At 39.1% G+C, this 13,748-nt stretch carries 15 protein-coding genes; 10 read left to right on the top strand and 5 right to left on the bottom strand.

What is annotated here, in order from left to right; genetic code table 11:
• Nucleotides 1-184: 184 nt before the first annotated feature.
• The gene (locus tag ACSSVW_RS12025; protein WP_036969278.1) at nt 185-772 is read left to right on the top strand and encodes an inner membrane-spanning protein YciB; all 588 of its coding nucleotides are present in this window, start codon (nt 185-187) and stop codon (nt 770-772) included.
• A 58-nt stretch (nt 773-830) separates the two neighbouring features.
• Nucleotides 831-1,469: a CPBP family intramembrane glutamic endopeptidase gene (locus tag ACSSVW_RS12020; RefSeq protein WP_036968994.1), complete on the top strand. Its 639-nt coding sequence runs from the start codon at nt 831-833 to the stop codon at nt 1,467-1,469.
• Nucleotides 1,470-1,519: 50 nt separating this feature from the next.
• Here the strand turns inward: ACSSVW_RS12020 and ACSSVW_RS12015 are convergent, their stop codons facing one another.
• Nucleotides 1,520-2,944, bottom strand: coding sequence for a sodium-dependent transporter (locus ACSSVW_RS12015; protein WP_036968996.1), 1,425 nt, complete (start codon nt 2,942-2,944; stop codon nt 1,520-1,522).
• A 175-nt stretch (nt 2,945-3,119) separates the two neighbouring features.
• Here ACSSVW_RS12015 and ACSSVW_RS12010 point away from each other — a divergent pair, with 175 nt between their 5' ends.
• The 5 genes from ACSSVW_RS12010 (at nt 3,120) to ACSSVW_RS11990 (ending at nt 6,242) form a co-directional block, all read left to right on the top strand.
• Complete coding sequence (locus ACSSVW_RS12010; protein WP_036968998.1) at nt 3,120-3,419, top strand: YciI family protein; 300 nt, start codon at nt 3,120-3,122, stop codon at nt 3,417-3,419.
• A 160-nt stretch (nt 3,420-3,579) separates the two neighbouring features.
• Nucleotides 3,580-3,831, top strand: a complete 252-nt coding sequence (locus tag ACSSVW_RS12005; RefSeq protein ID WP_036969000.1) for a PepSY domain-containing protein — start codon at nt 3,580-3,582, stop codon at nt 3,829-3,831.
• Between the two features lie 2 nt (nt 3,832-3,833).
• Nucleotides 3,834-4,508, top strand: coding sequence for a response regulator transcription factor (locus tag ACSSVW_RS12000; RefSeq protein WP_036969002.1), 675 nt, complete (start codon nt 3,834-3,836; stop codon nt 4,506-4,508).
• A complete protein-coding gene (locus ACSSVW_RS11995; RefSeq protein ID WP_074988346.1) occupies nt 4,502-5,839 on the top strand; it encodes an ATP-binding protein in 1,338 nt (445 codons plus the stop codon). The genes ACSSVW_RS12000 and ACSSVW_RS11995 overlap by 7 nt, the downstream gene beginning before the upstream one ends.
• Nucleotides 5,826-6,242 carry a hypothetical protein gene (locus ACSSVW_RS11990; protein ID WP_454179402.1) on the top strand — a complete coding sequence of 139 codons (417 nt, stop codon included), beginning with the start codon at nt 5,826-5,828 and terminating at the stop codon, nt 6,240-6,242. Before ACSSVW_RS11995 ends, ACSSVW_RS11990 begins: the two co-directional genes overlap by 14 nt.
• Nucleotides 6,243-6,264: 22 nt before the next feature.
• On the opposite strand, the gene ACSSVW_RS11985 is transcribed toward ACSSVW_RS11990, so the two are convergent.
• Nucleotides 6,265-7,302 (bottom strand): AI-2E family transporter, encoded by a 1,038-nt coding sequence (locus ACSSVW_RS11985; RefSeq protein WP_036969008.1) that lies wholly within the window; start codon nt 7,300-7,302, stop codon nt 6,265-6,267.
• A 160-nt stretch (nt 7,303-7,462) separates the two neighbouring features.
• On the opposite strand from ACSSVW_RS11985, the gene ACSSVW_RS11980 reads away from it, so the two are divergent.
• The 3 genes from ACSSVW_RS11980 (at nt 7,463) to ACSSVW_RS11970 (ending at nt 9,626) form a co-directional block, all read left to right on the top strand.
• Nucleotides 7,463-8,056 (top strand): hypothetical protein, encoded by a 594-nt coding sequence (locus tag ACSSVW_RS11980; protein ID WP_454179401.1) that lies wholly within the window; start codon nt 7,463-7,465, stop codon nt 8,054-8,056.
• Nucleotides 8,057-8,120: 64 nt separating this feature from the next.
• Nucleotides 8,121-9,026, top strand: coding sequence for a M14 family metallopeptidase (locus ACSSVW_RS11975; protein ID WP_065979803.1), 906 nt, complete (start codon nt 8,121-8,123; stop codon nt 9,024-9,026).
• Nucleotides 9,027-9,209: 183 nt separating this feature from the next.
• A complete protein-coding gene (locus tag ACSSVW_RS11970) occupies nt 9,210-9,626 on the top strand; it encodes a hypothetical protein (RefSeq protein ID WP_036969014.1) in 417 nt (138 codons plus the stop codon).
• A gap of 189 nt (nt 9,627-9,815) precedes the next feature.
• Here the strand turns inward: ACSSVW_RS11970 and ccoG are convergent, their stop codons facing one another.
• From ccoG to ACSSVW_RS11955, 3 genes are all read right to left on the bottom strand, one after another.
• Nucleotides 9,816-11,198, bottom strand: a complete 1,383-nt coding sequence (ccoG, locus tag ACSSVW_RS11965) for a cytochrome c oxidase accessory protein CcoG (protein ID WP_454179400.1) — start codon at nt 11,196-11,198, stop codon at nt 9,816-9,818.
• Nucleotides 11,199-11,351: 153 nt separating this feature from the next.
• Nucleotides 11,352-12,761 carry a sigma-54 interaction domain-containing protein gene (locus ACSSVW_RS11960; protein ID WP_454179399.1) on the bottom strand — a complete coding sequence of 470 codons (1,410 nt, stop codon included), beginning with the start codon at nt 12,759-12,761 and terminating at the stop codon, nt 11,352-11,354.
• Nucleotides 12,762-13,187: 426 nt separating this feature from the next.
• On the bottom strand, nt 13,188-13,745 hold the full coding sequence (locus ACSSVW_RS11955; RefSeq protein WP_036969019.1) for a DUF1439 domain-containing protein: 558 nt from the start codon (nt 13,743-13,745) through the stop codon (nt 13,188-13,190).
• Nucleotides 13,746-13,748: the final 3 nt, after the last annotated feature.

Raw genomic sequence — 13,748 nt, 5'->3', positions numbered from 1 at the left:
CCAAAATACGCCGCTTAATCATCTAAGGTTAAGCGGAAAAAGATAAGGTAAAACAACCTAAACACGGGTTTAGGTCAAATTGGCTCGGCAGGCTAAGCGTTAAGGAAAGCTAAGTCAACCTTGTATCTTAGCCAATATATTGATACAACCCATTATCTTTTTAAATGAGAGCATTTTAAAATCTATGCATGCAATTATTGAATATATTCCGCTGATTCTGTTTTTTGCGGTTTTCAAACTCGTTGATATTTACTGGGCAACAGCAGTACTTATGCTAACTACCTTGATACAAGTTGCGTATTGTTATTTTAAGGAAGGTAAAGTACCGACTCGCCACTGGGTCTTTTTTGCTATTGCCGTCGTGCTAGGAACATTAACGTTAGTTTTCCATGATGAGCAATTTGTAAAATGGAAAGCCACAATTGTATACGCAATTTTAAGTTTCACCTTATTATTTAGCCGTTATGTACTTGGTAAAAACCTCGTAAAAAAAGCATTGAGTTCAATTTTAGAAAATGCCTCAGAAAGTAAACAAGAAGTCATTGTTCCCGACTCCTTGTGGAATAAACTAAATTTATTCTGGGTGGCTGTTACAGCGGGTATCTCAGCACTTAATATTTATATTGCTTATAATTTTTCACTCGATTTTTGGGTTAACTTTAAAGTATTTGGTTTAATGGGTATCACCTTTGTTTGCGTACTTGCGACCATTATCCTGCTGTTCAAATACTTACCCGAAGATGACGAAAACACCGATACGAAAGAACTGTAATGTCATAAAACTGTCGTCTTAGCTTGGTAAGGTAAACAAAAAACGCGCTGAGACGACATTGAACGCCAATCAATACCGCTGGTTTGAATTTACCCTCATATTTGTTTCGCTTCCGCTTTTAGGCTTCTTGTTACGCGCACACCTTGCGAATTGGCTGATACCCGCCCTAATCATTTTAATGAGTGTCTGCGGGATGTTACTGTTATCAGACCCCCACTTTAAGCGCTTTCGTTTAACCAGTCTTGGTCAATTTAGTGCCGTTAAGCGCAGGCTATTTAGCTTTTTCTTTTTAGGTGCACTCTTTTCAGGTATGTTTTACGGCATCATAAATCAAGAAAATTGGTTTTCATTACCCCGAAACTCATTCAACGACTGGCTGTTATTGTTGCTGCTTTATCCTATTTTATCTGTGATGCCACAAGAGCTGATTTTTAGGACGTATTTTTTTCACCGTTATAAACGCATTATGCCAAGCAAAACAGTGCGGATTTTTGTGAGTGCTTCAGTCTTTGCCCTCGCTCATATTGTCTATGCCAATGTACTTGCGGTACTGCTTGCCTTTATGGGCGGCCTGTTGTTCTCCTATACATATGCGAAAAGCCGCTCCACTTTTGTTTGTGTTATCGAGCACAGCTTATGGGGGCTTTGGATGTTTACTTTGGGACTGGGTGATGTTTTAGATGCAGGGGCTATTTAGCGAATATAAAAAAGCCGCGCAAGGTGCGCGGCTCAATAACGAACGGGTTTTTAAAATCCGAAAATACTAAATGCAAAGAACTTCGTTGCGACAGTATTTACAAATATAAGCAGTAAAATAGCCGGAATAAATGTTGATAAAGAGAAGTTCACATACTTTTCTGTAAAGCTGCCTATATAACCTTCACAACCTTGGCTTAACTCTTCAGATAGATTTGCTTTTTTCCAGCGATACATAACGAACAAGCACACCATTAAACCATTCAGCGGCAAAATAGTATCGTAGAACACGTCATAAACAATATCGAATAAGCTTTTATCTGCGCCACCATAATTTACAAACGACGTTAACGACTCCACCATACCAAACGACATGGTGCATAAAACCGTTAAAACACCTGTTGAAAGCGTTAAAATAGCTAACGCTTTTTTACGGCTAATACCTTTACGATCGCTTAGCGTTGCTGTTGGTACTTCAACAATTGAAACTAATGACGTAATTGCGGCAAAAAACACCAATAAGAAAAATACAAAAGCAACGACCGACGCACCAAAGTATCCGATGTCAGCTTGAAGAGCTAACAGAATTTTGGGTAAGTACACAAAAATCATTGATACTGATGAGTCTGATAACGTACTTGGATCTGTATTTGGGTTAAAACTAAAAATAGCAGGTAACACCATAAGACCAGCAATAAATGCCACTAATGAATCCGTGACCGCGACCATTTTTGCACTGCCAACAATGTCATCTTTCTTAGAAATATACGACGCATAGGTCATTAAGATACCCATACCTAACGATAAAGAGAAAAACGCTTGAGCCAATGCCCCATTTAATACGCTAGCATCCATTTTACTAAAATCTGGAACGATGTAATATTTAACACCCGCCATAGCATTATCAAGGGTTAATACATAAACAACTAAGGCCGTTAAAAGTACAAAAAGCGCTGGCATCATAAACTTCGCGGCTTTTTCAATACCTTCTTTAACACCACCCACCAGAATTAAATTTACAATAATGGCGACAACAGCCATGTAACCAAACACAGTATAACTGTTTATAAACGTGCCAAAATTATCTGGCTGAGCGAGTGCATCTAAATTACCCAATGCGGTTTGCGATAAATAACCAAAAATCCACACTGTGATTACCATATAAAAAACAGCAATCATAAATGGCGTTAATACTGCTAAAAAGCCTGCAAAGTTCCATTTAGGATCATTACCCGCTAAAAGCTTGTACGAACCAAGGGGATCTTTTTGCGCCTTGCGACCCATTGCCATTTCGGCCATCATTACCGGTAAACAAATAAAAATGACAAACAGTGCATAAACTAAAAGGAAAGCGCCACCGCCATTTTTAGTTGCCGAAACTGGAAAACCCACTAAGTTACCAATTCCTACAGCAGAACCCGCTGCCGCTAAAATAAAACCGAGGCGGGAGCTAAAATGCTCGCGTTTTTCGCTCATTTAAAAACCTTATTATTATTTTTTCAATCCCGCGACTCTACCAGTGTTACACCGCGTATTTCAAGCTTTATAAGTTAAAGCTATATGCCCAGCTGTAAAGATTATTACGCGAATAACTTCTCGTCTATTGACAAGAATATGCTACTATTTTCAAAAATTACTTTGGGAACACACCATGTTGTATATGATTTATTCAACAGATGTTGAAAATAGTTTAGAGGCACGTAAGTCTGCACGTCCTGCTCACTTAGCTCGCCTGCAAGAGTTAGCCGATCAAAACCGATTATTCACTGCAGGCCCATTGCCAGCAACTGACAATGAAGATCCTGGCGAAGCTGGATTTACTGGCTCTTTAGTCGTTGCAGAGTTTGAATCATTAGAAGCGGCTCGCGAATGGGCAGCCAACGATCCTTATATCGCTGCGGGCGTTTATGATAATTCTGTGGTTAAGCCGTTTAAAAAAGTATTTGGTTAAGCCCTTTTAGGCCTGAACTTAACTGAAGCAACAATTCAGTGTTTGTTCACTGCTTATTAACTAAAATTTGCTCGTTGAATCACTTAATTTAACGTTTTTACTTGAGTTTTAGTTAATTGGTTAATTAAACTAAAAGGGTCTGGTTTAGGAGTTCCCCATCATGCGCGTATTGTTAGCCTTCAGTTTTAGCCTACTATTTGCACTTTCAAGCTATCAAGCTGCTGCAAATAACAAGCAACCTGCTGAGGTGACTAAAAAGCAAGCTGTTGTTATAGCTAAAAAAGCTGAAGATGGCCGAACCCTCAAGATCACAGAGCAAGAAAAAATATATACCGTGAGAATTTTAAAAACGAACGGCCATGTGGTTGATGTCCACGTGAACAAAAAAACTGGCGAAGTGAAAAAGGATTAAGAATGCGAATTTTAGTAATTGAAGATGATTTACATTTAGCAGACAACCTTCGTAATGCTCTAGAAAAAGAGCGTTATAGTGTAGACCTTTGTCACGACGGTGAAGCTGGTTTATTTCATATTACAGAGTACCCGCTTGATATGGCTGTGGTCGATCTTGGCTTACCAAAAATTGATGGTATTGAGCTAATCAACAAAGCACGTGCTCAGGGTATTACAATCCCTATTTTGATTTTAACAGCACGTGACCGTTGGCAAGATAAAGTAGAAGGCTTAGATGCTGGCGCAGATGACTATTTAACAAAACCATTTCATGTTGAAGAGTTAATTGCCCGTTGTAATGCACTTATCCGCCGCAGTGCAGGTAAAGCAAACCCAGAAATGACAGCCGGCCCGATAAAAATCCATACCCGCTCACAACAAGTCTGGGTTAATGACAGAGAATTAAGCTTAACGGCATACGAATACAAAGTGTTAGAGTACTTGATGGTTAATCCGCAAAAAGTGATCTCAAAATCTGAGTTAACTGAGCATATATACGACCAAGACTTTGACCTTGACTCAAACGTTATCGAAGTTTTTGTTTTACGTTTGCGTAAAAAGCTTGACCCTGAGGGTACATTGAACCCTGTTGAAACATTACGCGGCCGTGGTTACAGGCTTAAAAGTCAGTGGTAGCATCGCAAATTCCGCTTAAAGTAAGGCAAGGATTTATCCTTGTCTTTGTTTTATTGGTCGCTTTACCCATTTTATTTTTCTCAATTGGTAAAGCTTATTATGCCTCCTTAGTCGAAGCGACCGAAAAAACCCTTGAAGCTCACCTTTACTCATTGATCTCTGAAGTTGATTTCACCGAGCGTGGTATTGTGATGCCAAGCACAATTTTAACGCCAGAATTAAACCGATTAAATTCAGATACCTATGCAATGATTTACCGAGGTGATTTACCCGTCTGGTATTCTGAGTCAGCCACAAATATTAATTTTATTCCCGATAACTTTGAAGCGCCTGCAGGCTCCGCTGATTTTCGCCGTGTAGAGTACAATAATGTTGTGTACTGGCAATTAACGCTCACCGTTATATTAGAAAACATCGATCAATCAGAACATGCTCGCTTCATTTTGCTCAAACGCAACGACGCCCTATTGCGTTTAATGGATGGTTTTAAACAAACACTCGTCAATTGGATGTATGTAATGGGGGTAGCCATTGCGGCATTGATGGCAATCGGCTTTGTTTGGAGTGCGCGACCTTTACAACGGTTAGATAAAGAAATTAAAGCGATTGAATCGGGTGATAATCAACAAATAAGAGGGCTTTACCCTGTTGAGCTACAAACAATCAAAGCCGATTTAAACCTTTTGCTTGAATCACAGCAGCGACAAAAAGAACGTTACCGTGCTTCACTCAGCGACTTGGCGCATGCCCTAAAAACACCGTTGGCTGTATTAAAGTCGAGCCCTTTAGCCAATGACGCAGATGCACAAGAACAGCTAGACCGCATAAATGTGATGATCGAACATCAATTAAAACGCGCTGCAACGGGAGCATCTGACACGTGGAAAAAGCAAACCCACATCAAACCTGTTATTGATTCTATCCTAAGTGCAATGACTAAAGTGTATCGTGATAAAGATATTATTTTTACTTCAGAGGTGAGCGAAAAAGATTACTTCTTAGGGGATAAAACTGATTTAATGGAGCTACTTGGGAATTTAATTGATAATGCATGTAAAGCCTGCCGTTCTCAGGTCGATATAAAGGTTATACAAAATAAAACGTTAACTGTGAGTATCTGTGATGACGGCCCGGGTGTCCCACACGATAAGCGTGAATCGTTATTAACACGTGGCACACGTCTAGACACTTACGAGAGCGGTCATGGGGTGGGTATGGCCATCGTTTCCGATTTAGTAAACTCCTACAATGGCACACTAACAATCAGCGATGCTGAAAAACTAGGTGGTGCAGAGTTTATCTTAGAGTTTAATTATCATGATAAAAAATAGAGCTTCTTTATTCAGTTCATCAGCCCTAATAAGCTTACTCGCCCTCAGCTCGCATGCAATCGCAGATCAAAACTGTGTGCTTAAAGGCAATCATCCTGATGAAACTAGGCATTATATTCAATGCTTAGATCAAACCATTGAAGATTTACAACGTGACCATAAAATGTGGGTCAACAAACTTACAATGGATATCGAAAAAATTAAAGAAGAGACAGGTAATAGTCAACTTTTGCCTATTTTTCAGCGTAGTTTAAAAAACCAAGAACGTTATTTAGAAGACAGCTGTCGTTGGCGCTACTTACAAAAAATGCCAAATGCAACAACAGCGGCAATTACCTATAAACACTGTGAGATTGAGATTTTAGAAAATCATATTAAAGTTTTACAACGACCATTAAATTAAAAAAGGCGCTTAAGCGCCTTTATTAATCTTCTAGTTTTAACTCTTCACCATTACCAAGCAAAGTAGCAAGCCAGCGTCCTTCTTGACTTGTCTCTAGCGCAATTTTAACGATCATCGTAAGCGGTACCGACAACAACATACCTACAGTACCCATGAGCCATCCCCAAAATATTAACGATAAAAAAACCACCAGCGTTGATAAACCTAGGCCTTTACCCATAAATTTTGGTTCAACAATATTTCCCATTACAGTGTTAATAACGAGATAACCACCGGCAATAAAACTGGCCACCAGCGGGCCTTGGGTTATCAGCGCCAATAATACTGCAGGTATCGCGGCAATAATCGACCCTATATTAGGAATGTAGTTAAACATGAAAGCAACAACACCCCACAGCACAAAATAATCAACATTAAGCGCCCAAAGCATAAAACCAGCCAGCAGACCCGTGCCTAGGCTCACCATCGTTTTTATGGCTAAATAGGAGTTAATAGAGTCTAAGAAACGGTCAATTTGCTTCATTTTCATTTCGGGGTCATCTAATGCCAAATGTATCTTTTTGCCCAACATAGGGCCTTCAAACAGCATGAATACTACGGTTAGAATAATCAAAAATAGATTTGCCATTACACCACCCAGCCCCGTTAGCATGTTAGTGGCAACATCGATTATTTTACCTGGATCAAACAGTGATATTATTTGTTCTTTGTCTATCAAAATGTTGTAACGCGCGGCAACATTGACTACCCACACAAATTCTTCTTTTAATTGCGCTTTATATTCTGGGAGATTTTTCGAGAAATCTGTCATCGATTGCCCAACCAACCCGGCAAGACTGATCCCCACACCAACAATTATCATCATTACAAATATCACTGCTATCGCTTTGGGGATGCCATATCGGGCAAAAAAACGAATTAAGGGATTACATATAATGGCAATAAATGCCGCCAAGACAAATGGAATAACAATCACACTTGCAGCTTTAATTCCTGCTAGAACAATAACTAATGCAGCAAATATCACTAAACTCTTATTAACACCCGTCAAACTCGACAAAATAAAATCCTTGTAAACTATTTCCCCCAGTGTAAGTGAAATGAGCAACAAAATAAATCACAACGCACTTGGCATAATAAGTGCTTAGCATATGTACGAAATTTGTACAAATTATAATATTGAGTTACCATGCGTTGAAGGCGCTTAAAAGGAGTTATAAATGTCACATTTATCAGAACAAGAGCTCTCTTTTTTCAACAGCCTATTTGAGGCAGAACACGGTGTAAAAGATTTAACAACCGACACTAAAATCTCTGTTAACTTTAATTTACCCGACAAGCTGAATGGTCTGTTAAACAATGCCAAGCTAACCTTACTTGCTGAAGTGGGTATTTATCAATTGTGGTTTCCACTTGAGTTTATTGTTGACGACAAAGGGCAAGTTACCCCCACGTTAAGTGCCCCCGAAGTGATCGATACAAAAGGAATTGAACGCAGCTGGCGTACCCCCAACCTAGAATTGCAAACAGAACAATACCTGATTATTTCACTGTCTAGCACGGGCGTATTGTTGCAAGCCAAAAATGCTGAGGAAACGCTCGATAAAGAAATTTTACTCGCTTTTAATCTGCCTAATAATGAGCATGTCGTCATTAGTGCAAAACCTGTGCGTGTCACAAGTAATGGCGTTGCAGCTAAAATAGAAAAAATTTGCGAAGGTGAAGACGCTATGCGTCAATACTTGTTTGATATTCATAAGCATCATCATGCAAAACTGTATGAAGAGGAAAATATTTCCACTGACCTTATCTAGTTGCAGGCTATGCTGAGCTTCGTTAAGCTTGGCTTTTTTGCACCTAAATCCAAAAAGGTATTTTATGAATTATCCTATCGGAACCCCTGGTAAGCCATGGAACGACGCAGATAAAAAAGCATGGCTTGAGTTACAATCTGTCAAGCGAAGCTACCAAGATGATGTTGTTTCACAATTAGACGCTTTATCAGCTCACTTCGATATTGAGCAGTATGGTGCACTAAGTTATGACACCGAAAACTACCCTCTTTACATTCTAAAAAGTAAGCATTGGCAAGCAGATAAACCGTGTGTGCTGATAACCGGAGGTGTTCATGGCTATGAGACAAGTGGCGTTCATGGTGCACTAGCCTTTGCTAAAACAAAAGCAGCTGACTACCTTGAACATTTTAATATCTTGGTTGCGCCGTGTATTAGCCCATGGGGTTATGAAACAATCAACCGCTGGAATCCGAACGCAACAGATCCTAATCGTTCATTTTATAAAAATAGCCCCGCAGAAGAATCAGCAGCTATTATGTCTTTTTTAGCAGAGCATGATATCGCGCCGTTAGTGCATGTTGATTTGCATGAAACAACCGATACCGATAACAGTGAGTTTCGTCCAGCGCTGGCAGCCCGAGATGCAAAAACCCACGATAATTGGAACATTCCTGATGGTTTTTACCTTGTTGCAGACAGTGAACGACCACAGGATGCCTTTCAAACAGCAATCATTAAAGCCGTTGAAAAGGTAACACATATTGCTCCAAGCGATGAAAACAACCAGCTCATTGGTGTTGTACAAACTCAATTTGGCGTCATAAATTACGAGGCGAAAAAACTGGGTTTATGCATGGGTTTAACCAATGCAAAATATGTTACTACCACAGAGGTATACCCTGACAGCCCACACGCTAACGATACAATTTGCATCAATGCTCAAGTCGCTTCTATTACCGGAGCACTTGATTACGTTGTTAATAATTAGTTAGTTATAAATCAATTATGTTGCATATAAATTATACACATACGGACGTAATACAGGTAAATTATTAATTAAAATAAACAATAGCGAAAAAGTTATGCTTTTTCGCTATTGTTCAAAAAATCGCTAGACACGCACTGCAGATTGTATAAAATTCGCGCTCTTTTAATTAGATAGGGAAGCAAATTGAATTTTAAGAATCACTATGGCAGTGTCGCTATAATCACTGATGGCCCCATTATTATTGGGCAATTTTCTGGTAATATTAATGCACGTTTGGTCAACGACTTCGCGGCTGGATTAAAAAAACATATTTGCGATTTAGCTGGAAAACCGTGGGCATACATTAGTCATTCAACAAATTTATATGCAACTACCCCAGATGCTGAGCACGGTTTTGTCAGCTTATTAAAAGAGTTGAAAGATACCAATTGTAAAGCCACCGCGTTTATATTTAGCTCATCCATTGTGCTAAACCAAATGAAGCGTGTAATTGCGCAAGCACAATCACCGATTCAAATTCTAGACTGTTTATATGATGATTTAGACAGTGCAAAGGCCTATGTTCTAAAACAACTAGAGTTAGCAGAAATGGCTTGTTAAAAACAAGCCATTTAATACCAATGTGCAAAAATACTTAATCTTTTTGAGTGATTAAACCAGTCGCTACTTGCGTTAAAAATGTCTGGTTTCAAGCAACTAAATAACTAAATTTTTGCCTTGTTATCAACGCGGTTTTATTGCCTCAAAATAGACCACTTAATTAAGCACAATGGTATTGGTAGCCACTGTTTAATCTCTGTAGAATTTACTGTCTTTCGTTATGCCAATACTCACATCTTCCAGTGCTTGTATATGAAAACGAATTGATGTCACTTTTGATTTTAACCCATAGCCATCTGCAACAACGGTCACTGGCACTCGCTTCATTTTACCGGCTTCAATTAAAATTGACTCTGGTACTTGCAACACTGCCCCATCAATTCCTGAAATGCCAATCGTATAATTTAACGGCTGCTGTGTTTTATTGATAATCGACAACGTGTAAGGATTCTCAACTAGCCCTTCAAAGTTAACCCGATATAAAGCGTTTCTATCCCTTATCACTGATGCTTCGATTGGCGTACGCATTGCTGTCCATACAACCATAGCTAAAATAAACAAAGCTGTTAGACCACCATAACCAAGTAGCTTCAACCTAAATGGATTTGTCGTTTCACCATCCATTTGCTTTTCAGAAGCATATTTTATTAACCCTTTTGGATAGTTAAATTTTTCCATTGTACTATCACAAGCATCAATACATAACCCACAGTTGATGCACTCGTATTGCAAGCCATTACGAATATCGATGCCAGCAGGGCAAACTTCAACACATAAATTACAGTCAACACAGTCACCTAGCCCAAGTGCTTTAGGGTCGGCTTTACGTTTACGTGCACCACGTGTTTCTCCCCTTTGTTGGTCATAAGTTACCACTAACGTGTCTTTATCAAACATCACTGATTGAAAACGAGAGTAAGGACAGGCGACAGTACACATTTTTTCACGTAAAAAACCCGCATTGCCATACGTACAAAATGCAAATAAAAACACCCAGAAGCTTACAATACCTGACATTTCAAGCGTAAATAAACTCATGTATAACGACTTTGCAGGAATAAAGTACGCCATAAAAGACATCGATGTGATTAATGAAATAAGTAACCACGCAGCATGTTTAATCACTTTTTTTTGTACTTTTGTTGCCGACCAAGGTGCCTTATCCATTTTTATACGTTGGTTTCTCGATCCTTCTATTTTTTGCTCAACCCATGTAAACATTAACATCCAGATTGTTTGCGGACAGGTGTAACCACACCATACTCGCCCTAACCAATTCGTAACGAAAAACAAGGCAAATGCACCAGTCATAAATAACATAGCTAAAATCATAAAGTCTTGGGGTAATAGCGTTAGGCCAAACAAGCTAAACTTTTGACTCGCAACGTCTAATAGCACTGCTTGGTGACCTTTATAAGGTATCCATGGAATCGCTATAAATATAAGCATTAAAACCCATCCAAGGTATCGACGAATACGTTGAAAACGGCCTTTTTGCTCACGAATATAAATGGGACCCTCTTGATTATAGGGCTTGATGATTAGGTCTTGCTCTTTGATTTCTAATTTCATTTTGCTACTTACTGTTAGTCTCGGTTCTAACAAGTAAGAGCAACAATCAGGCCAACAGCAAAACACACGTAAAACATTGAAAAATAACGATATTAAATATATAGAACGCCTTAATTTCGCGAAATACCGCGAGCTTGCGTGATATTTCGCGCCTTAGTATTTAATACCTAGCTTTTTCATTTTTGATCGCAGAGTACTTTCTGGCAATTCAAGCAATGTCGCAGCACCATCCTCACCAGAAATTTTGCCATGACACTGCTTGAGTACAGTACAAATATGCTGTTTTTGCGCGGCATCAAGTGAAAGTACCACACCAGAAGCAGGGTCTTTATCACTCAACGCAGATGATAATTGCAGAACATTTTGTTTTGATAGAATTGCTTCACGCTCAAGTATGTTTTGTAATTCACGAATGTTGCCAGGCCACTCGTAGTTAGCAAGCTGTGCCAAGGTTGTTTTTGTAAGACCTTTAAAGTGTTTGCCAAGACGCTTATTAAGCTGGTTAATAATATTAGCAGCAAGCAAGGGGATATCTTCTTTTCGCTCACGCAATGCTGGTACGCGAATAGGAAATACATTTAATCGGTAATAGAGATCCATACGGAAACTTCCCTGCTCTACCATCTGCCATAAGTTTCGATTTGTGGCTGCAATAACACGAATATTCACAGTTAAAGTGTGTGTTCCCCCTACGCGCTCAAACTCATGTTCTTGTAATACTCTCAAAAGTTTACTCTGTAATTCAAGCGGTAGCTCTGCTATTTCATCTAAAAAAAGCGTTCCGTTATCAGCTAACTCAAAGCGACCTTTCCTGCGTTCATTCGCGCCTGTAAACGCCCCTTTTTCATGACCAAATAATTCAGATTCGATCAAATTTGCTGAGAATGCAGCACAATTTACTTTGATAAAAGGTTGCTCAGCTCTCGTACTCAAACGATGTAAGTTACGTGCGACAAGTTCTTTACCTGTGCCATTCTCCCCCAAAATAAGCACTGTGCTGTTTGTTTGGCTGACAAGGGTAATTTGTTCAAGCATCGTTTGAAATGAGTGACTTTTTCCAACAAGACCCGAATCTTGCCAATCTTCATTTAACTCAGAAATAAGATAAGCATTCTCTTCTTGTAATTGTTCAGATAAATGCTGTACTTGCGCCAATGCATCACGCAAAGCGAGTTCGGTTTGCTGTTGTTTTGAAACGTCGCGAAAAATCGCGACAGCCCCTATCAGCTCACCATTCTTATAGACAGGTGTTGAGGTGTATTCTACTGCAAAATGGCTTCCATCTTTGCGCCAAAACACCTCATCGGTTACATGCCGATGCTTGCCATCAAACATGGTGCAATATATCTGACATTCGTCGGCAGGATAAGGCGAGCCATCTTTTCTAGTATGATGATGATATTGGTGAATTTTTTTACCTAATAACTCATCGGCATGCCACCCCGTCATGTGCTCTGCGGCAGGGTTAACAAACACCGCATTGCCCGATAAGTCAAAGCCATAAATCCCTTCACCTACCGCATTGAGTAATAATGTTGGGTCGTTTAAAAATTCCTTAATCATACATAGGTTCCACTCGCGAAATATCACGAGCATTATGACAAGCTTTTAATTAGCAAACAAGTAAAGTAATAAAGGACTGTTATACCAATTGGCTTAATTAAGTGGTCTATGTTTAGGCAATAAAACCGCGTCAATAATAAGGTAAAAATGTCGCTATTTAGTTGTTTTCGGCAATTGCTCCTGCATTGCTCTGCATCCATGCAGTGGTAAATCAGACATTTTTGTCGCAGGTGGCACAGGTTTTATCACTCAAAATGATTATCTATTTTTACGGATTGGTGATAGTCAGTTGGCAACTAAGTTTAACGTTTACAAAATTACACTGACGTTTTCAGAAAAACGACTTAACTATTTTTAAATTGACGCACTCAATACATTAAAAAAGCGGCATTTTGCCGCTTTTTACACTGCTTGCTGATACCCTTTCTAGAGAGTAGGTACTAAGAGAATTTCACCCTGTGATACTTTCATATCCAAAGGTAACTTACTTAGTAGTGCCACTTTAGGGTCATTCATATTTAGTTTATAAACTGGATTAACGGCTAAAAAGCTATTTATAACTTGCATCGCTTGCTCATCTAGTAAGTTTAAATTACCTTTAAACCCAGCAGTATCGACCGTGGTGTCTATTAATTTCACATTACGAAGAAACACCGCTTTTTTCTCACTGTCATAGAAAGGACTGCCCTCGATTTTTAGTTTTAATCTTACTGGGTATTTAAGTGCAAACGCTTTAATCACTGCACTTGAGTCTGCGCCTAAAACGACTACGTCGCGTTTATCAGGACCAACGTTAACACTTAAGTCATTCACTGAAAAATCAACTGGTAAACCCATTAACTTAATTTGTTCACTGAGTTTTGGTAACTGATTTGCAAGTGCAGTTTCTATTTCAGAATTTGTAAATGAATAAACAGAGACACCTTGATCTGTGCTCTTACACGCCCCTAAAAATAAACACGTAAGTAATATTAAAATTCTCATTTT

Source organism: Pseudoalteromonas sp. MBR-15 (assembly GCF_053628915.1).
The sequence above is the reverse complement of the archived record's forward strand: the minus strand, read 5'-3'. Positions and strand labels throughout refer to the sequence as shown.